This is a genomic window from Oceaniradius stylonematis (genome assembly GCF_965223445.1).
In the GTDB taxonomy this organism is placed as follows: domain Bacteria; phylum Pseudomonadota; class Alphaproteobacteria; order Rhizobiales; family Rhizobiaceae; genus Roseitalea; species Roseitalea stylonematis.
In genome coordinates this window covers 343,258-361,094 of record NZ_OZ244994.1, presented here as the reverse complement: position 1 = coordinate 361,094, position 17,837 = coordinate 343,258, and the positions used below count along the sequence as shown (strand labels likewise).

Here is a 17,837-nt window from a genome sequence, read left to right as displayed (position 1 = left end):
CGGCGCTTCCCTACTGGGAGGTGGTCAGCTGGGTGGCCTACTTTGAACTGAAGAGAGACTAGCGCCGATGACCATGGCCCTTCGCGACATGCGGTTCGAGATCCATGGCCGCGATCGCACGCAACAGGCGTTCGATTCGGCCACGCGCCGGGCGAAGTCGTTCAACGGCCAGCTCGACCGCACGGGCAAGAGCTTCGGGGCGGCAGCCGCCAGCGCCCGCGTTTTCGGCGCGGCACTCGCCGGTCTGACGCTGGGTCGCGTCGCGCGGGAAATGCGCGACGTGGTTTCGGAAGCGTCACAGATGGCAAAGATCGCCGACAAGGTCGGCGTGACCACGGACGAACTGCAGCGCATGCAGTTCGGCTTCGGCCAGGCCGGGGTCGCCGTCTCCGATCTGGAGCGCAACCTCGAGCAATGGTCCAAGCGGGTGTCGGAGGCGGCCGCGTATGGCGGACGGCTGGCCGACATCTTCGAGGCGAACGGTCTGGCGCTGCGCGACCAGAACGGCAACATGCGGTCCTCGGTCGACCTGCTGCGGGACTATGCCAATTTGGTGCAGAACGCCGGCTCGGCCCAGGAGCAGATGACGCTGGCGACCGAGGCGTTCGGACGGTCGGGCGGCGACATGATCCTCGCCCTTCGCAACGGTGCGGCCGGCATGGACGAGCTGATGGGCCGCGCCGACGATGCTGGTGGCGTGATCGAAGAGCGACTGCTGCGTCGCGCCGAGCAACTCGACGACGCATTCGGCCGCATGGCGCGCAGACTGCAGACGGAGGTCAAGACTGCGTTTCTGGAGCTAGCCGATGTTGCGATGACGAGCCTTGAAGATATCAAGGCATCGGCTGACCCTGGTCCGATTGTCAGGTTCTTCGAGACGCTTCGACAACAGGAGCGAGCCTACCTTCAGTCCCGAGCGGGTGCTGCTGTTGGCCAGTTCGCGGTCGACGGAATCGTTCTACCTCCGGAACCAAAAAGTGAACGTCTAGAACAAGCGGTTGACCCTTTGGCGCAGATCCGGATCCAGAGCCGGATCAATCAATCCTTTGGTGCTAGAACCGTCATTCCGCAGACAGACCGCAGTGGGTCAGGCAGCGCCAAGGCGGCCCGCGAGGAGCGGGACGCCTATGCCGATGTTGTCAAGGCGCTGCGCGAGGAACTTGAACTGATCGGCCTGTCGGAGACCGAACAGCGCGCGATGCGCGAAATCCGCCGCGCGAGCGTCGAGACGACCGGCGAACAGGCCGCCGCGATCCGCTCGCTGGTCGGACAGATCGAGATCGAGGAAGCGCGCATGGAAGCGCTTCGCGAGCGCACCGAGGCGTTTAACCAGTCGGTCGACGATATCGGGCGCATGGGTTTTGACGCGTTCGAGGCCTGGGCCACGGGCGCTGCCACGGCCGAAGAGGCCATTCGCGGGCTGGCCGTGCAGCTTGCCAAGGCGGCGGCCGAAGCTGCGCTGCTCGGCACCGGACCTCTTTCCGGACTGCTGGGCGGTGGCCGTGCGTCCGGGGGCGGCGGTGGAATCTTCGGAGCGCTGGCCGGCATGTTCTTCGGCCGCGCCGGCGGTGGACCGGTCGATCCGCATGGCGCCTATGTTGTCGGCGAGCACGGGCCCGAGCTGCTGATGATGGGCAGCCGGAGCGGTCGCGTGGTTGCGCCCTCGGGCTCGTCCAATACCGGCCTGCCGGATGAAATCCGGATTGTAGGTGAGCTGGTCGAAAGGGACGGTCAGATTGTCGGCAAGATCAATCAGGTGATTGCGACCGAGGCGTCACGAACGGAGGCGCGTGCCGTGGGGGCCGTGAAGCGCAGTCTCCCGAGCTGGTCGCAACAGCTGCGTCGCGACGGTGCGCTGGCATGACGCGGCGTTTGTGGGACTGGCCGAGTGTGCTTGTTCCGACCAATTCAATCGTCATCGCGCCATCGTTCACGCGTTACGGCGCCATCAACCGAGCGGGTTACGAAACAGCCCGGTCGATCAGCGGCGCGCGCAACCAGGTGCGCCTGGAATTCGGACCTCGCAACGGGAACCAGATCGGCCACTTCTATGCGTGGCTGATCAATCAGGGCGAAGGGGCGCTGTTCAGTGTCCCAATCACACACCGTGCGCAGCTGGCGACCAGTGCCGCCATTGCGGCCAAGGAGGTCGAGTTTGCCGACGGCATTCCGTTTTCGACCGGTGCCTATTTCTCGACGGGCTTCGGCTTCCTTTATGAGCCGACCGTCGACCTTCATGCCGATGCGCTCGAAGGGGCAACGACGGTCCTGCTTGACACGTCGCGCCACCCGGGTGTCCTGACCTATGGCAAGGTCTTTGGCCTCGGGCGAAACTGCTACCATGTCGATGACATCTCGACGGACGGCGACATCGCTACGGTGACATGCCGTCCGTCGCTCGTGCGCGACTACACGGTTGCGATAGACAAGATCGTGACTTTGCGGCCAAAGATCATCTGCGCGCTCACGGACATTGAGGGGTTCGTGGGCCTCTTCGATCCGGCCGGGCATTTTCAGGCTGGCGCCATCACCATGAACGAGGTGGTCGATGAGCGCTTTCTTTGATCAGCTCGAGGCGTATCTGGACGCCACGCGGGCCAGCGACCGCCGCCTCAATGTGGCGGTCACGATCGAGATCGGGTTCCTGTCGCAGACCGTGCGGCTGTGGGGCGGGCGCGGGCGGATGATCACGCCTGACGGCAATGCCTGGACCGGCTTCGTCGGCGGCGCCGATGGTCAGCAGGTGTTCATCGAGGTTCCGGAGACGGAGGATCCGCGTTCCGGCAACGCGCCGCTTTACGAGATGCGTCTGGGCTACCTCGATACCGAGAGTTACAGCCGCCTGCGCGACGACGAGGAGGAAATCGACGGGCGGCTGATCCGCATCGGCTATGTCTATATGCCCGACGAGACCGGCACACGAGCCCTGACCGATCCCGGTGGTGTGGAGCGGTTTCGCATGGTCGGCGGCGCCAGTTTTTCGGAGCGGCGCACAAAAATGCCGGACGGCAGCCATCGGCTTCAGTATTCGGTCGCCTGCCGTTTCAAGAACTTCAATGGCGGCCGATCGCGGCTGAGTTTCGGCACGTTCACCGGAACCAGTCAGAAGTTTCGATCCGATGTCCTGTTCGGCGTCTTGAACGACCGCTACGCCGACTTCGTGCCGAAGTACGCCGGCGGCTACAAGATCACCCTATGACGTGCCCTGAAACGGCTCTTGAGGCCGCTCTGCACCGGATGCGCACGACGGAGTTCCGGCGCGGCACGAACGACTGTGGCGCCATCCTTGCCGACTATGTGCAGGTCCTGACCGGCCGCGATCCGATGTCGGCCTGGCGAGGCGCGTATGACGATGACGAAAGCGCTGAGGCGGTGATGTCGCGCGAGGGGGGCGTTGGGGCCATGACGCGGCAGGGCATGGGCTCGATCGGCATTGAACCTGCGCCCGGTCAGGCACAGCGAGGCGATGTGGTCGTGATCGACTATCACGGCGAAGAGGTGCTGGGCCTGTGCACCGGCTCCTATTGCGCCTTCAAGACCGAGCGCGGGTGCCGTCAATCCCGGTTCGCGACGATCCTTGAGGTCTACCGATGCGTCTGAAGCTCATCGCGGCGGTTCTCGCCGCGTCCACCATCCTGTATCCCGTTCAGGCGCATGCCGGCATTATCACCGGCATTGTTGGTGCGATCACGACGTCGCTGACCGCGGTCACTGCCATCACTCAGGCCGGGCTTTTGGCCGCTGGCCTGCCCACGGCGCTCGTCGGTGCTGTGGGCTCGGCCATCTTTGCCCTGCCCAATGTCGCGTTGGCGATCGGGTTGAACTTTGCGTCGAACGCGCTCCTTTCGCCCGCCAGCGCATCGAACAGCGCCGCACAACGCAGCCCCGAGGCGGTTCAATCAAACTTCGCCCAAGCCGAGGCGCCGCGGTTTTGGGTCGGGGGGCGCAACAGACTGGGCGGCACGGTCACGTTCGCTGAGGCAAAAAACGGGTTTCTCTACAAGCAGATCGCCCACTGCGATGCCGAGATCACGCAAGGGCTCACCTACTATCTGAACGACGTCGATGTCGGCAATATCTCCAACTCGTCCTTCGTGACCGACAGCCGTTTCCAGTACAATGGCGACAGCTATTACCAGATCTGGGGCCGCCTGGGCACCAGAACGCAGATCGCACAGGAAGTCCTTGTTTCGGCCTTTGCAGAGTGGACGTCCGATCACAAGGGCGCGGGTGTCGCAGACACGCTGCTGACGCTGAAGCCCGTTGAGGTGGAGGCCAGAAGCGTCATCCTGAACAACCGGGGGGTTCTGGGCCTCGGCGAACCGGACATCACGCGTGCGGCATGGTGGGGCCGCTATTACGATCCGCGCAACGACGGCAGCCGCGCTTTCGGCTCAGGGTCGGAGCGGGTCGACAACCCGTCCACATGGGGCGCCAATCTGGGCAACCCGGCCCTGACCATCGCCACGCACCGCATCGATGTCGAGCGGTTCGGCATGCACCCCGACGACATCGACTGGCAGAACATCGCCGAACAGGCCGACATCTGCGACGAGACGACCAGCACGGGGGAAAGCCGCTACCGGTGCCACGTCGTCTTCAACAAGCAGGAAGACACGAACATCGACGCCGAAAACGCGATGCTCGCATCGTGCGACGGCATAAGGCTGACAGATGAAGACGGACGGTTTCGCATCCTTGTCGGCAAGTTCGATCCCGATCCGGAGCTGGTTCTGACCGACGCCGATGTCTTCGATATCGAAAACCAGGACCCCGACGACGGCGAAAGCCTTCACACGCACTATCTGGCCTCGTTCACGGCGTCGGAACTCGACTACAAGACCACCCAGACATCGCCGTTCGTCGTGCCCGGATGGGAAGAAGGCAACCCGATCAGGACGGGCGAGCCTCGCTATTATGCGATCCAGAACGCCAACCAGGCGTTTCGCGTCATGCGGGCGGCCGTGCTGCGCCAGCATGAACGGTTGCGCGTGGCGGTCCTGGCTGGCTCGCGCGCGCTCAAGACCAAGCACAGGCGTTTCCTGCGGCTCGACCTGTCCGACGATTATCTGAGCGGCGTCTACGAGATCGCGCCGGTCAACGACCCGCATGACGGGCTGCATGTCCGTCTGGCTTTGGTGCGGTGCCCGGAGGACCGGTGGAACCTTGACGGCGAACCCGAGGCGCCGAACTTCGACACCGATGTCGAGCAGGACGGTCCTCTCGAGAACATCGCCGATGCGGACATGTCGATCGGTGCGGCGACTTCCGGAAGTTCGGTCGTGTTCCGGGCCTATACCGCTGCGGAAATCCCTGCCAACCGCGAAATCAAGGTCGAGTATCGCCAGAAGGGCACGCCGATCTGGTTTGAGATGTCGGTTGACCGAACGACGATGACCGGTGTGACGGCCGACGTCGTGTCTGGCGCGGTTTATGAGTTCCAGTGGCGCGTCAGTTCGTTCTCGCAGGGCGTGACGGACTGGTCGTCGATCCGCGAGGTCACGGCCACGGCCGACGCCACGGCGAACGCCGCAGTGTCATCGGCCAGCGCCACCGGCGGCGCCGGAGCGGCAACGGTCGAATGGACGACGCCCAACGAGACCAACTTCTATTTCACGCGGGTCTATCGGGCGACTGACAGCACGACGTTCGGCGATGCCACGGCGATTGCAGACGTGTTCGGGCTTGCCGACGAGGCAACGGTTTTTGAACAGACCGGGCTTTCGCCGGCGACCTACAGCTACTGGCTTGAGACCTTCAACTTTTCCTACGGCGCCGGCACGCGATCCGGCCCGTTCAACGCCGTCGTGACGGCCTGATCCCTACCCAGCACAAAAGGCTATCAGCATGACCGCAACCGCGCTCACGGCCGAACAGGTCTGGCTTGGCAAGCCCGTCGTCAATGGGCATCAGCCCAGCCCGGTCGAAATCGTCCGCATCCTGAACATCGTGCAGCTGGGCATTGCCGCGTCTCAGGGCGGGCTGATCGTACGCGACACCAAGGCGACGCTGGACGCCGACCTCGCTCACGACGAGGGCACGCTGGCGTTTGTCTACAACGACGCCACGATCTCCAACCGCACGCTCTACCGGAAGGTCGGCGCATCCGCTTCGGGCTCATGGACTTCAATTCCGGAGCTTGCCCAGAAGTACATTCCGCTCACCAATGCGGGCGCCGGAACGGGCAATGCGATCGAGTTGACGTCCGAAGTCGCCCTGCCGTCGACGGCCTACGGCGGCAAGTTCCTCGCCGAGATCACGGACGCAAACGGCGCTGGCGGCGTGACGATCGAAATCAATGGCGCGACTGCAAAGACGCTCGTCACCAACACCGGAAGCCCGATCGAAGACGGCTATCTGACCGACGGCATGGTGATCGAGTTTGTCGACGACGGCACGAACTACCGGCTGACGTCTGATGTTGCCAGCGCTGCAATCCAGGCGGCCGCCGAAGCAGCCCTTGCCGAGTTCCTGGAACAGTACCTACGCGCACACGCCAACGACAATGCGGCGACGACAGCCGCGGGCGGCGCGCCGATCACCGGTGCGCTTTACTGGAACACGACCGACAATGTGCTGAAGGTGTATGACGGCGCGAACTGGTCGCTGACCACCGCCAACGTGGCGGACGGCGCGGTCACCGAAGTCAAGCTCGCCGCGTCGCTCACCGCCCAGATCACGACCATGACGGCCAGCCTCACGACCCTGCGGTCGGTCGATGTGGCGCGCTATCAGACGGCCTATGTGCGGGATCGCGCGCAGGGCGGGTCCTTCGACTGGCGTGCCGGCGACCAGACCGCGCTGGGCGTCGTCAAGTCGGTCACGACCACGACCGTCAACGATGGAACCGACACGTTCACCGCGACGGCGCATGGCCTCGAGACCACCGATGCCGTCGTCCAGACGACGACCGCGAACGGCGTGACGCTCCAGACGCTCAAGCGCGTCATCAAGGTGGACGCGGACAATTTCCGCCTCGCCGACAGTTTCGCCGATGCGCTGGCCGGCACGCCGACCAACATCACCGGCACGACCAACGTCACATTCCGGCACCTGCGCGATCCCTCGCAGGCAATCTACGTGATCCGCACCGGCGATCCGCTCGACGGCAGCGGCGGCCTGTGGGAGCGGCGGAAGGGGTCGCAGGACGAGCGGTCCTGGTGGCCGCTGACCAATGAGGGCCTTCAGGACGCCACGGACTTTGCCAATGTGCTGCTGTTCGCCACCGGCAGCGAGAGCGCGACACGCATCTCGATCAAGAAGGACAGCGTGACCTGGCGCGGCGAGGGCATGTTCGCCTCCGTGGTCAATTTCACCCACAGCTCCGGAAACGGCATCGTCAACACGCTGGCGACGGCAACGACGCTGCGCAACGGGCTGATCGTCGAGGACATGCAGATCACCGCGGCGGCGCTGACCGGTTCCGGCGCGGCGGTCCAGTTGAAGAACTTCGCCTATTCGCACTTTGAGCGGGTCTATTTCTTCGGTGTCCAGGTCAACCAGACCTGGGCGCTCGACATTCGCGGCACCTGGCCCTACGGGACCTATTACTCGTCGGTGCAGCACTGCCTGTTCGGCCTTTTCAACTTCGGCGTCTATCTGGGCGACGGCGGCAACAACAACTACATCGCGCACAACCGCTTCCAGCAGGCATGCCCCGCCGGCGGCCAGTGCATCACCATCGACGGCTCGCAAGCCGGCTACGTCTCGTCGACTCTGCTGCTGGCGAACATCACCGAACTGCCCGGCCAGACGACGACCGGCATTTACATCGGCGCGGCCGCCGATGGCGTGACAATCATCAACCACCGCTACGAGAGCATGGCGACAGGCCTCATCGTGGCGCTGGGCGCCAAGCATGTCGAGAACATCAACCCCTATTACGAGGGCAACACGACCAATGTGAACAACGCCTCGCGGGGCCTGGCGCGGCGCGAGATCGCGGCCGGCTGGTTCTACGGCATTACCGGCATCATCGAGAACGAGCTGCCGAACAATGCGACGGTGGTGCGGGCGCAGGCCGGGCTCTACCGGATCACCTTTCAGACGGCGCCGCCATCGGCAAACTACGCAGCGCTTTTGTCGGCCAAGGACAGGCGGGTCAACCTCGTGGCCAAGACCAGCACCTATCTCGACGTCGAGACGATCGACCGGGGAACGGGCAACAGGGCCGATTCCGACGACATCAGCTACCAGGTCCTGATGGCCGCATAGGAGACACACATGGAAAGCTGGATTGTGCCCGATGTTGCGGGCGAGCATGACGCGATCACCCGCAACAACGAAGACAACCGCAAAAAGGCCGTGCGGGCGATCAACAAACGGAAGAGGCTGGCCGCCAAGCGGTTGAAGCTGGTCGACGCGCCCGAAGATGCGGATCTGACAAGAGCGATCGAACGCCTGACGGCCGAGGTCGCCAAACTGCCGCTGCTCTACGGTCGGTTCGCAACCGATGCGCAGGACGGCGGCCAACGCGAGGCGCTGGCCGAAAGGGGTGGCGATGATCGCGCCCGCGCCTTCTGGGCGTCACGGCGCGAGGAACTGGCGATCATGGCGCAGCAGCGCGGTGCGGAGCCGGTCGAGCCGTCCGATGCGGATGTTTCCGCCCATTTGCGCCAGATCATGCCCGAGTGGGTGTCAGAGAAAGCCCAGACCTTCCCCGACATGATCACGGTGTTCACCGGTCAAGGCGCATTCCCGGCCTTTCCCGGCGATGTGATCCACCGGCAGGACTGCGCGACGTTCGGCCATGTGTGCCGGATCGAGCGCGCCTCGGGCCAGGCATTTGACGGCAAGACCGGCCACGCGGTCGGCTGAAACCCACACTCTGACATCGGAGAACAGCCATGTTCGACGCAGCGACCGTCGACACGATCACCCGTGTCGCAAAAAAGCATGATCTGCCGCCGGCAGCGCTTTTGGCCATCGTCGAGGTCGAAAGCGCCGGGCGGACGCACGCGCTTGTCGACGGCCGAAAGGAACCGGTGATCCGGTTCGAGGGCCATTGGTTCGATGACCGGCTGAAGGGAGTTGCCCGAACCCGGGCACGACGGGCCGGTCTTGCTCACCCGTCCGTGGGCGGGGTGAAGAACCCGCGCTCGCAGGCCGCGCGCTGGCGTCTTCTCGCCCGGGCCATGGAGATCGACGCCGCGGCCGCGCTGGAATCGACCAGCTTCGGCGTCGGGCAGGTGATGGGCGGCAACTGGAAGTCGCTCGGTTTCAGCAGCGTCCACGAATTGGTCGCCCTGGCGCGATCGGGCGTCGCCGGGCAGGTCGAGTTGATGCTGCGCTTCATCCGCGTCAACCGGTTGATGGACGAGATCAAGCGGCGGGACTGGGCCGGGTTCGCCCGCGTCTATAACGGGCCGGCCTATGCGCGGAACCGCTATGATGTGAAGATGGCGCGCGCCTATGCGCGCTACAACGGCGCCCGTGTGCCGAACCCGGCGTCGGGCATGCTGCGTGTCGGATCGAGCGGCCAGAAAGTGCGCGAGCTGCAGGTGCTGCTGCGCCGCTCCGGCTTTGACCCGGGCGCGATCGATGGCGATTTCGGCCCCGCCACGCGCGATGCCGTCCGTTCATTCCAGGCCGCCAGGGGCTTGACGGTGGATGGCGTCGTCGGCCCGGAAACACAAGGGGCCTTGGCCCGCTTCCGTCAGTCGACCGATGAACGGCCGGGCGCGGTACCGGTCACGAAAGATACGGATGTGGGTGTCGGCGTCGGTGTCGGTGTCGGCGGCGGCGCGGCGCTGGAGACGGCCAAACGCACCGTCGACGAGACGCTGCAGAACACGGGCTACGCGCTGCCCGATCAGGTTGTGGTCGCGCTCACGATCCTTTCGGTCGGACTGGCGCTCGGCGGGCTTGCCTGGGCCGGCTGGCGCATCTGGCAGAAACGACGGACGCGCACCGGCATGGAGGGGTACGCGTCATGAACGGCACCAAGCGTGCGGGCTGGGCCCTGCTGGGAGTCGCGCTCATCCTCCCGGCCTTGGCGCTGTGGTTCCGCCCCGATCATCTCCCCATCATCGCCGCCACCACCGCGCCGGTCCTGACCTCAGCGCTCGGCCTTCTGGGCTATGCCTATCGGGACCGGCTGCCGGGCAGGGGAGGTGACCAATGACCGCTCTTTCGCTCCTGCTATCGCCCAAGACATGGATCGGAGCGGCGTTTGCCGCCGCCCTCGTGGCCGGCTGGGCCGTTCTCTCCCATGGCCCGGCAGAGAAAGCCGCTGGCGCCGCACAGGCGCTCATCAAAGCCGATGCCGCAACAAAGGATGCTGCCAATGAACTTTCCGACCAGGCTGACCAGGCTCGGGTCATGCGCCGCTATTGCCGCGGCACTGGCCGGCTGTACGACTTCGCAAATGGTGAGTGCGAGCGCTGATCAGCAGCGCGCCACGGCCCGTGCGGTCGTGGGAACTGCCCTGATCGGCGCGCGCGGCCTGACGCCGGCCGATCAGGACAAGATCGACGACACCGCCGCGGGACTGTGCGGTTCGCGGGTCTGGACGCGATCGGAGTGCATCCGGCACGGCGAAGCGTCACGGGGCGGGTGATGCGTCTCAATGTGTTGATCTGGTCTCTGGCCATCGCCGGCATCGGCGCGATTGTCTGGGCCTGCTCGATTCCGAACGTCCCCCTCGAGGCCCTGCCGTGAACGCGCAGATCAGGAAAAGCGCCGCACACGTCACGCGGTTCACCGAGGCCATCCGGCACATCGGTGGCACCATTTCGGCGGCAATGATCATCTTCGGCCTGATCTATGCGATCTGGGCCGAGTTCTTCGCAGAGGGCATTCAGGCCAAGGTGCGCGACTATGTGGGCGTCACCGCGCTCGATGCGCGTCTGGCCTTCATCGAGGAAACGCGCGCGCCGCCGGTGGTCGTCGAATGGGATGAAAGCAAGTCGCGCCAGTCGGGCACGTGCACGTCGGAGCGCTGCGTCTACATCCTTGCGGGAAGCCGGACGGCGTATGGCGACACGTGCGGCCGCCCGATCGAGGCGCAGCCTTTCGTCCGAACCTCGGGCGATATCTACCAGGTTTCCTATGACGGGTTCGATCCGGTCGAACTGTCGCGGGTTCCGACGACGTTTTCCGTGCCGCTGGCCATCCCGGACTATGTCCCGCCCGGCGACCATTTCTGGCGCACGCGCGTGGTCTATCCCCATTGTCCGGGCTTCAACGAGCCGATCCCGCGCTGGACGCCCTGGTTTCCGCTCAGGGTCACGCGGCGGCCGCCATAGACTGCGCCCGCGCGGACAGGCCCGCCGCCACCGGGCACCGATCAACCGGGCCGAAAAAGGAACTCTGACGGTGTCTGCTCCATGGGCCTGACCAGCCCGGGCTGAAAAAACCCAATGTCAGTACGCCCCGTGGCCATCCGGCCGCGGGGTTTTTTGTTGCCCAATGTGATTTTGTTCCTATCCTGTTCCGCTGTCGAACAGGGATGAATGTCATGGCGCGCCGGCCGCAGAAACCGCAACGGCAGGGATGGTTCCTCAACCCGCGCTATCGCGACCAGGAGGACGGGCTGTTCTGGCAGCGCGGCCTGAAAATGGGGCGCGTGCACCGCGTGCCGACCGGCTGGGTGTGGACGAGCTATTGCGGCGATTGCGAATGGGGATTGAAGAAGACCAAGGAAGAGGCCAAGCGCGAAGTGGAAAAGCGCGCCGATCTGGCGCGAATCACCGCGCAGTGCTGGCCGAGGGGGTGAGCGGCCGGCACGCGGCTGACGTGACACGCGCGGAACGGACGGCCAACCTGCGCCGATCAGTCCACGGATTTTCCACGGATTTGTACGCCGAACGGTGCCGTTTTGTGCCGAGTGATGCCAAAAACGGAACTCGTATGTTCCGCTACAGAGCGTTGAAATCACAAGGAAAAAGATGGTGGGCGATACTGGGATTGAACCAGTGACCCCTGCCGTGTGAAGGCAGTGCTCTCCCGCTGAGCTAATCGCCCGTGCCGGCGGCGGCTGGCTGCCGCCCGGAACGGCGCGAGCTATAGGCATCCGCACATGGCCAAGTCAAGCTTGCACGGCCCGCCGGGCGCTTCGATGCTCAGGGCCGGGTCCGGGCGCCGATCAATTCGTTGGCCATGAGCGGGGTCAGCGCGTCGAAATGGCTGATGATCCGGTCCGGCGCGAACGTGTCCACCGGCTGCGGCGAATAGCCGAAATCGACGGCCACCACGGGGATGCCGGCAGCCTTGGCGGTGTTGATGTCGGTATCGCTGTCGCCGATCATCACCGCCCGGTTGCGATCGCCGCCGGCCCTGTCGATCGTGCCGGTCAGATGCCCGGGTTCGGGCTTGCGCACAGGGAATGTGTTGGCGCCGCAGACGGCGGCAAACCGTTCGCCAATCCCGAGCGCCTCAAGCAATTGCCGCGACATGGCCTCGAACTTGTTGGTGCAGACCGCCAGCACGAAGCCGGCTGCCTCGAACCGGTCCATGCAGGCAACGGCGCCGTCGAACGGTCGCGAGCGGCCGGGCATGTTGGCGGTGTAGTGCTCAATGAACACGGCCACCAGGTATTCAAGACGGGCGTCAGGCAGTGCCCGTTCCTGCGCCGTGTAGGCGCGACGCAGCATGGCGCGGGCGCCATGGCCGACATGGGAGCGCAGGTCCGCCGTCGACACCGGATCAAGCCCCTCGGCCGTGATCACATGGTTCAGGCTGTCCAGGAGATCGGGTGCGGTGTCGATGAGCGTGCCATCGAGATCGAACACGATAATGGGGCGGGTCATGAATTGAGGTCCCGTTCATGGACAAGCGGCGAAAGCGGGCGCTGCAGCGGTTGGCGGCGCGTTCGGAGCGTGTTAACGCACCGCGCGGGGCACATGAAGGGGAAAATGGGCGGATGTCACCCGAGGAGATGAAGGCGGCGGCGGGCAAGGCGGCCATGGCACATGTGCGTGAGGGGATGCGGCTGGGGATCGGGACGGGATCGACCGCCGAAGCGTTCATCGCGCACCTCGCCGAAGCGGTGGGCGACGGGCTCGACATCACCGGTGTTCCGACCTCGGAGCGCACGGCGCGGCTGTGCGTTGAAATGGGCATCCGCCTCGAATCGCTCGACGATGTCGATGAGCTGGACCTGACCGTCGACGGGGCCGATGAGATCGATCCGAACCTCAATCTGATCAAGGGCGCCGGCGGGGCGCTTTTGCGCGAGAAGATCGTCGCCCATGCCTCCAAACGCATGATCGTCATCGCCGATGACAGCAAGGTCGTCGACAGGCTGGGACGCTTCCCGCTGCCGATCGAGGTCAACGCATTTGGCGTGGAGACCACGCGCCGCGCGGTCGAAGCGGTGGCGCGCGACCATGGCGCAACCGGCGACATCGCGATCCGAACGGCGCGCAAGGGCGAGAGCATCGTCACCGATGGCGGTCATTTGATCGTCGACGCATCTTTCGGCCACATTTCCGACCCACAGGCGCTGGCATGCGCGCTCAACGCCATTCCGGGCGTCGTCGAAAACGGTTTGTTCCTTTCAATGGCCTCGCTGGCGATCGTCGCGGGGGAGACTGGTGTCCGGGAACTGACTGTGCCATGAGCGGGCCGGAATCTGCCGGCGGCAAAAGCTGCCGGACACGCAAAAGACGGGATGAATCGATGTTTTTGAAGACAGTTCGCAATGCGGTTCTGGCAACCGCCGCCTGCGGCCTGGCCGCGGTTTCGGCAGCCGGCGCGCAGGAGATATCCGACAGCCATCTACAGGCCGCTCGCGCGGCCATCTCGGCAATCGATGCGACCGACCGGTATGACGGCATCCTGCCGGACGTGGCCGAGGCATTGAAAGCACGGCTGCTGCAGAACAATCCGGACCTTGAGAACGAGATTTTGATGTTCGTCGACGAAGAGGCGCTGGCGCTGGCGGCGCGGCGCGGCGATCTGGAAGCGGAAGCTGCGGAAATCTACGCCCGGGCGCTGCGCGAGGAAGATTTGCGGGCGATCGCCGAATTCTACCGGACCGAGGCCGGCCAGGCGCTGATCCGCAACGGACCGATCGCGGCGCGCGAAGTGACCGAGGCGGCCGCCATCTGGCAGCGCGGCATCGAGCGCGACCTGCTCGAGCGGGTCAGCGGGCGCCTCGCCGAGGCGGGCCTGCGCCAGGCGCCGGCCGCAGCCGAGGAAGGCGCGGCCGAAACCGAAGGCGCGGCGCAGTAGGACGGGCGGACAGGGCATGGCGGGGCACGATTATGACCTGTTCGTCATCGGCGGCGGCTCGGGCGGCGTGCGTGCGGGCCGTCTGGCCGGCGCGATGGGCAAGCGGGTCGGCCTCGCCGAGGAATACCGGATGGGCGGCACCTGCGTGATCCGCGGCTGCGTGCCCAAGAAGCTGTTTGTCTATGCCTCGCAGTTTTCCGAGCATTTCGAGGATGCCGCCGGCTATGGCTGGCATGTCGGCGACATCCATTTCGACTGGCCGACGCTGATCGCCAACAAGGACCGCGAGATCGAGCGGCTGGAAGGGCTCTATCGCAAGGGCCTTGAGACCAATGGCGTGACGATCCACGACAGCAGGGCCCGGCTCATCGACCGGCATACGATCGAACTCGAGGCGACCGGTCAGCAGGTCACGGCCGACCAGATCCTGATCGCCACCGGCGGCAGCCCGAACCTGCACACCGATCTGCCGGGCCACGAGCTGTGCATCACCTCCAACGGCGCGTTTCACCTCCATAGCCTGCCCAAATCGATCATCATCGCGGGCGGCGGCTACATTGCCGTCGAGTTCGCCAACATCTTCCACGGGCTGGGCGTGGACACGACGCTCTTGTATCGCGGCCAGAAGATCCTTGGCGGCTTCGACGAGGATTTGCGCGATCATCTGCAGGACACGATGATCGCCAAGGGCATCCGCGTGATCTGCCACCAGGTGTTCGACCGGATCGAGCGGCGCGACGACGGCCGCCTCAACGCGTTCCTGTCGAAGGGCGAGCAGATGGTCGTCGACCAGGTAATGCTGGCGCTCGGGCGCCATCCCAACACGCACGGTCTGGGGCTGGACGCGGCTGGCGTCGAAACGGACCGGCGCGGTTCGGTGGTGGTCGACGACTATTCGCGGACGAATGTGGACAATATCTGGGCCGTCGGCGACGTGACCAACCGGATGCAGCTGACGCCGGTGGCGATCCACGAGGCGATGTGCATGCTCGAGACCGCCTTCAAGGACAATCCCACAAAACCCGACTATGACACGGTGGCGACGGCGGTCTTCTCACAGCCGGAAATCGGCACGGCGGGGCTCACCGAAGCCGAGGCGGCCGAGCGCCATGGCGACCTCGAAGTCTACAAGACGACGTTTCGCCCGATGCACAATGTGCTGCCGGACCGCAAGGAAAAGATGATGATGAAGCTCATCGTCGATGCGGCAAGCCGTATCGTCGTGGGCGCCCATGTGATCGGTCCGGGCGCGGGCGAAATGGCGCAATTGCTGGCCATCCCGCTCAAGGCGCGGTGTACGAAAGATCATTTCGATGCGACGATGGCGGTTCATCCCACCGCCGCCGAAGAACTGGTCACGCTCTACAAACCGACCTATCTGGTGCGGCAGGGAGAGCGCATCGCGGCCTGACACCCATCAATGCCCTACGACCTGACACATCTGGACGCACGGGAAGATGTCGTCGCCTATTTCGGCTACGGATCGCTGGTCAACGCGCATACGCACCGCACCCATGTCGTCCATTGCGAGAAGGCGCATCTGACCGGTTTCGGCCGGCGTTGGCAGCAGCGCTCCGATTCCGCCCGCCATCCTGTTTCGTTTCTCAGCGCCTATCATGCGGACATGGCGATCGACGAGTTGAGCGGGCTGCTGATCTTCGACCATGTGCACAATCTGCCGGCGGTCGATGCGCGCGAGCATGGCTATGACCGCGTCCGGCTCGACCGTTCCCAGCTTCGGTTGGACAGGGAGGACGCCGGCCTGCCGGACGTTGCCTATTATGTGTATGTGGCCCGGCCGCCGGACGATGGCGGACCGCGCCATCACATTCTGCAAAGCTATCTGGACGCGGTCCTGCAGGGCTATCTGCATCAGTATGGCGAGCATGGCGCCCGGCGGTTCGTCGAGAGCACGGCGGCGTTCGACACGCCGATCGTGCGCGACCGGGCGTCGCCGCTCTATCCGCGGGCGGTCAAGCTGGCGCCGGACGAGGTCGACCTTATCGACACGGTGACCGCTGGCCTCAACCATGTCGACGGCTTTCTGGCGCAATAGCCGGGCGGTCGTGCATCCCTTTGCGGGGTGACAGCGGCGGGGAACCTGCTCTATAGGACCGCGTGGCGCGATGGGCGCGCCGTTTTTCCGCATTTTCAGGCGTAACGATCATGGCAGACAATTGGACACCGCAAAGCTGGCGCAACAAGCCGATCCTGCAGGTCCCGTCCTATCCCGATCAGGACAAGCTTGCGGCGGTCGAGGAGCGGCTGCGCAGCTATCCGCCGCTGGTTTTCGCCGGTGAGGCACGGGCTCTTAAGGCATCGCTGGCCGACGTCGCAGAGGGCAGGGGCTTCCTGCTGCAGGGTGGCGATTGCGCCGAGAGCTTCGCCGAGCATGGCGCCGATAACATCCGCGACTTCTTCCGTGTCTTCCTGCAGATGGCGATCGTCCTGACGTTCGGTGCGTCCAAGCCGGTGGTCAAGGTCGGCCGCATCGCCGGCCAGTTCGCCAAGCCGCGCTCGTCGGACATCGAAAAGCGCGACGGGGTCGAACTGCCGTCCTATCGCGGCGACATCATCAACGGGATCGAGTTCGACGAAGGCTCGCGCATTCCCGATCCCGAGCGCCAGATCATGGCGTACCGACAGTCGGCGGCCACGCTGAACCTTCTGCGCGCGTTTGCGCAGGGCGGCTATGCCCGGCTCGACAATGTGCATCAGTGGATGCTCGGCTTCGTCGCCGACAGTCCGCAGGGCGAGCGCTACGAGCAGTTGGCCGACCGGATTTCGGAGACGCTCGACTTCATGGCGTCGATCGGGATGACGCCGGAGAATTATGCGCGGCTGCGCGAAACCGAATTCTACACCAGCCACGAGGCATTGCTTCTGGGCTATGAAGAGGCGATGACCCGCGTCGATTCCACGTCCGGCGAGCATTACACCACGTCGGGCCACATGATCTGGATCGGCGACCGGACGCGGCAGGCCGACCATGCCCATGTGGAGTTTGCGCGCGGAATCCAGAACCCGATCGGCTTGAAATGCGGCCCCTCGCTGCAGCCGGACGATCTTCTCAACCTGATCGATGCGCTCAACCCGTCCAACGAAGCGGGCCGGCTGACGCTGATCGCCCGCTTCGGCCATGACAAGGTCGAGCAGCATCTGCCCGCGCTCGTCCGGGCGGTGCAGCGCGAGGGCAAGAAGGTGGTCTGGTCGTGCGATCCGATGCACGGCAACACGATCACGGCCAACGGCTACAAGACGCGGCCGTTCGACCGGGTGCTGAGCGAGGTCAACGCCTTCTTCGACGTGCATCAGGCCGAAGGCAGCTATCCGGGCGGCATTCACGTCGAGATGACCGGCAAGGACGTCACCGAGTGCATGGGCGGCGCACGCGAAGTGACCGAGGAACAGCTTTCGGACCGCTATCACACCCATTGCGATCCCCGGCTGAACGCCGATCAGGCGCTCGAACTGGCGTTTCTGGTCGCCGAACGGCTCAAGAACGGCCGCAAGGGCGCCGAAAGCAAAATCGCCGCCAACGCCTGACAGCGTCACGCGCGCCGATGTTGAAGCCGCGGGCCTTGGCTCGCGGCTTTTCTTTTTTGTGGGCGCCGTTCACCGGTTCTGGACGCAGTGTCTCCGCGGGGACCGGTATGCAGCGG

18 protein-coding genes and 1 tRNA gene are annotated in these 17,837 nt (G+C 64.9%); 17 read left to right on the top strand and 2 right to left on the bottom strand.

The genetic code is table 11. From position 1 onward, the window contains the following. The first annotated feature begins 88 nt into the window (after window positions 1–88). The 12 genes from ACOQOU_RS01810 (at window position 89) to ACOQOU_RS01755 (ending at window position 11,716) form a co-directional block, all read left to right on the top strand. Complete coding sequence (locus ACOQOU_RS01810; RefSeq protein WP_420578781.1) at window positions 89–1,864, top strand: hypothetical protein; 1,776 nt, start codon at window positions 89–91, stop codon at window positions 1,862–1,864. Next, window positions 1,861–2,565 carry a hypothetical protein gene (locus ACOQOU_RS01805; protein ID WP_420578780.1) on the top strand — a complete coding sequence of 235 codons (705 nt, stop codon included), beginning with the start codon at window positions 1,861–1,863 and terminating at the stop codon, window positions 2,563–2,565. Before ACOQOU_RS01810 ends, ACOQOU_RS01805 begins: the two co-directional genes overlap by 4 nt. Next, window positions 2,549–3,199 carry a hypothetical protein gene (locus tag ACOQOU_RS01800; RefSeq protein WP_420578779.1) on the top strand — a complete coding sequence of 217 codons (651 nt, stop codon included), beginning with the start codon at window positions 2,549–2,551 and terminating at the stop codon, window positions 3,197–3,199. Before ACOQOU_RS01805 ends, ACOQOU_RS01800 begins: the two co-directional genes overlap by 17 nt. Continuing rightward, window positions 3,196–3,600 carry a DUF6950 family protein gene (locus ACOQOU_RS01795; protein WP_420578778.1) on the top strand — a complete coding sequence of 135 codons (405 nt, stop codon included), beginning with the start codon at window positions 3,196–3,198 and terminating at the stop codon, window positions 3,598–3,600. The genes ACOQOU_RS01800 and ACOQOU_RS01795 overlap by 4 nt, the downstream gene beginning before the upstream one ends. Further along, window positions 3,591–5,819 carry a hypothetical protein gene (locus ACOQOU_RS01790; protein ID WP_420578777.1) on the top strand — a complete coding sequence of 743 codons (2,229 nt, stop codon included), beginning with the start codon at window positions 3,591–3,593 and terminating at the stop codon, window positions 5,817–5,819. The genes ACOQOU_RS01795 and ACOQOU_RS01790 overlap by 10 nt, the downstream gene beginning before the upstream one ends. 28 nt (window positions 5,820–5,847) lie before the next feature. Further along, complete coding sequence (locus ACOQOU_RS01785) at window positions 5,848–8,214, top strand: hypothetical protein (protein WP_420578776.1); 2,367 nt, start codon at window positions 5,848–5,850, stop codon at window positions 8,212–8,214. Between the two features lie 9 nt (window positions 8,215–8,223). Continuing rightward, complete coding sequence (locus ACOQOU_RS01780; RefSeq protein ID WP_420578775.1) at window positions 8,224–8,817, top strand: hypothetical protein; 594 nt, start codon at window positions 8,224–8,226, stop codon at window positions 8,815–8,817. Window positions 8,818–8,846: 29 nt separating this feature from the next. Continuing rightward, complete coding sequence (locus tag ACOQOU_RS01775; protein WP_420578774.1) at window positions 8,847–9,935, top strand: N-acetylmuramidase domain-containing protein; 1,089 nt, start codon at window positions 8,847–8,849, stop codon at window positions 9,933–9,935. After that, complete coding sequence (locus ACOQOU_RS01770; RefSeq protein WP_420578773.1) at window positions 9,932–10,123, top strand: hypothetical protein; 192 nt, start codon at window positions 9,932–9,934, stop codon at window positions 10,121–10,123. The genes ACOQOU_RS01775 and ACOQOU_RS01770 overlap by 4 nt, the downstream gene beginning before the upstream one ends. Continuing rightward, window positions 10,120–10,386: a molecular chaperone gene (locus ACOQOU_RS01765; protein ID WP_420578772.1), complete on the top strand. Its 267-nt coding sequence runs from the start codon at window positions 10,120–10,122 to the stop codon at window positions 10,384–10,386. The genes ACOQOU_RS01770 and ACOQOU_RS01765 overlap by 4 nt, the downstream gene beginning before the upstream one ends. Before the next feature lie 269 nt (window positions 10,387–10,655). Further along, complete coding sequence (locus ACOQOU_RS01760; RefSeq protein ID WP_420578771.1) at window positions 10,656–11,246, top strand: hypothetical protein; 591 nt, start codon at window positions 10,656–10,658, stop codon at window positions 11,244–11,246. Between the two features lie 212 nt (window positions 11,247–11,458). Continuing rightward, window positions 11,459–11,716 (top strand): hypothetical protein, encoded by a 258-nt coding sequence (locus ACOQOU_RS01755; protein ID WP_420578770.1) that lies wholly within the window; start codon window positions 11,459–11,461, stop codon window positions 11,714–11,716. Between the two features lie 173 nt (window positions 11,717–11,889). Here the strand turns inward: ACOQOU_RS01755 and ACOQOU_RS01750 are convergent. After that, a tRNA-Val gene (locus ACOQOU_RS01750) sits at window positions 11,890–11,964 on the bottom strand. Window positions 11,965–12,062: 98 nt separating this feature from the next. Further along, on the bottom strand, window positions 12,063–12,749 hold the full coding sequence (locus ACOQOU_RS01745) for a phosphoglycolate phosphatase (RefSeq protein WP_306025832.1): 687 nt from the start codon (window positions 12,747–12,749) through the stop codon (window positions 12,063–12,065). A gap of 113 nt (window positions 12,750–12,862) precedes the next feature. Here ACOQOU_RS01745 and rpiA point away from each other — a divergent pair, with 113 nt between their 5' ends. From rpiA to ACOQOU_RS01720, 5 genes are all read left to right on the top strand, one after another. After that, window positions 12,863–13,561: a ribose-5-phosphate isomerase RpiA gene (gene rpiA, locus ACOQOU_RS01740; RefSeq protein WP_109768182.1), complete on the top strand. Its 699-nt coding sequence runs from the start codon at window positions 12,863–12,865 to the stop codon at window positions 13,559–13,561. A gap of 59 nt (window positions 13,562–13,620) precedes the next feature. Beyond that, entirely contained in the window at window positions 13,621–14,175 is a 555-nt protein-coding gene (locus tag ACOQOU_RS01735) for a DUF2059 domain-containing protein (protein WP_109768181.1), read from the top strand. 16 nt (window positions 14,176–14,191) lie between these two features. Continuing rightward, window positions 14,192–15,586 carry a glutathione-disulfide reductase gene (gene gor, locus ACOQOU_RS01730; RefSeq protein WP_306025831.1) on the top strand — a complete coding sequence of 465 codons (1,395 nt, stop codon included), beginning with the start codon at window positions 14,192–14,194 and terminating at the stop codon, window positions 15,584–15,586. Window positions 15,587–15,595: 9 nt separating this feature from the next. Continuing rightward, a complete protein-coding gene (locus tag ACOQOU_RS01725) occupies window positions 15,596–16,231 on the top strand; it encodes a gamma-glutamylcyclotransferase (RefSeq protein WP_109768117.1) in 636 nt (211 codons plus the stop codon). A 110-nt stretch (window positions 16,232–16,341) separates the two neighbouring features. Further along, the gene (locus ACOQOU_RS01720) at window positions 16,342–17,721 is read left to right on the top strand and encodes a class II 3-deoxy-7-phosphoheptulonate synthase (RefSeq protein WP_306025830.1); all 1,380 of its coding nucleotides are present in this window, start codon (window positions 16,342–16,344) and stop codon (window positions 17,719–17,721) included. The last annotated feature ends 116 nt before the right edge of the window (window positions 17,722–17,837 follow it).

Coding starts and splice junctions, on each gene's coding strand:
- ACOQOU_RS01810 (WP_420578781.1), top strand. CDS start 89: ATGCGGTTCGAGATCCATGGCCGCGATCGCACGCAACAGGCGTTCGAT.
- ACOQOU_RS01805 (WP_420578780.1), top strand. CDS start 1,861: ATGACGCGGCGTTTGTGGGACTGGCCGAGTGTGCTTGTTCCGACCAAT.
- ACOQOU_RS01800 (WP_420578779.1), top strand. CDS start 2,549: ATGAGCGCTTTCTTTGATCAGCTCGAGGCGTATCTGGACGCCACGCGG.
- ACOQOU_RS01795 (WP_420578778.1), top strand. CDS start 3,196: ATGACGTGCCCTGAAACGGCTCTTGAGGCCGCTCTGCACCGGATGCGC.
- ACOQOU_RS01790 (WP_420578777.1), top strand. CDS start 3,591: ATGCGTCTGAAGCTCATCGCGGCGGTTCTCGCCGCGTCCACCATCCTG.
- ACOQOU_RS01785 (WP_420578776.1), top strand. CDS start 5,848: ATGACCGCAACCGCGCTCACGGCCGAACAGGTCTGGCTTGGCAAGCCC.
- ACOQOU_RS01780 (WP_420578775.1), top strand. CDS start 8,224: ATGGAAAGCTGGATTGTGCCCGATGTTGCGGGCGAGCATGACGCGATC.
- ACOQOU_RS01775 (WP_420578774.1), top strand. CDS start 8,847: ATGTTCGACGCAGCGACCGTCGACACGATCACCCGTGTCGCAAAAAAG.
- ACOQOU_RS01770 (WP_420578773.1), top strand. CDS start 9,932: ATGAACGGCACCAAGCGTGCGGGCTGGGCCCTGCTGGGAGTCGCGCTC.
- ACOQOU_RS01765 (WP_420578772.1), top strand. CDS start 10,120: ATGACCGCTCTTTCGCTCCTGCTATCGCCCAAGACATGGATCGGAGCG.
- ACOQOU_RS01755 (WP_420578770.1), top strand. CDS start 11,459: ATGGCGCGCCGGCCGCAGAAACCGCAACGGCAGGGATGGTTCCTCAAC.
- ACOQOU_RS01745 (WP_306025832.1), bottom strand. CDS start 12,749: ATGACCCGCCCCATTATCGTGTTCGATCTCGATGGCACGCTCATCGAC.
- rpiA (WP_109768182.1), top strand. CDS start 12,863: ATGTCACCCGAGGAGATGAAGGCGGCGGCGGGCAAGGCGGCCATGGCA.
- ACOQOU_RS01735 (WP_109768181.1), top strand. CDS start 13,621: ATGTTTTTGAAGACAGTTCGCAATGCGGTTCTGGCAACCGCCGCCTGC.
- gor (WP_306025831.1), top strand. CDS start 14,192: ATGGCGGGGCACGATTATGACCTGTTCGTCATCGGCGGCGGCTCGGGC.
- ACOQOU_RS01725 (WP_109768117.1), top strand. CDS start 15,596: ATGCCCTACGACCTGACACATCTGGACGCACGGGAAGATGTCGTCGCC.
- ACOQOU_RS01720 (WP_306025830.1), top strand. CDS start 16,342: ATGGCAGACAATTGGACACCGCAAAGCTGGCGCAACAAGCCGATCCTG.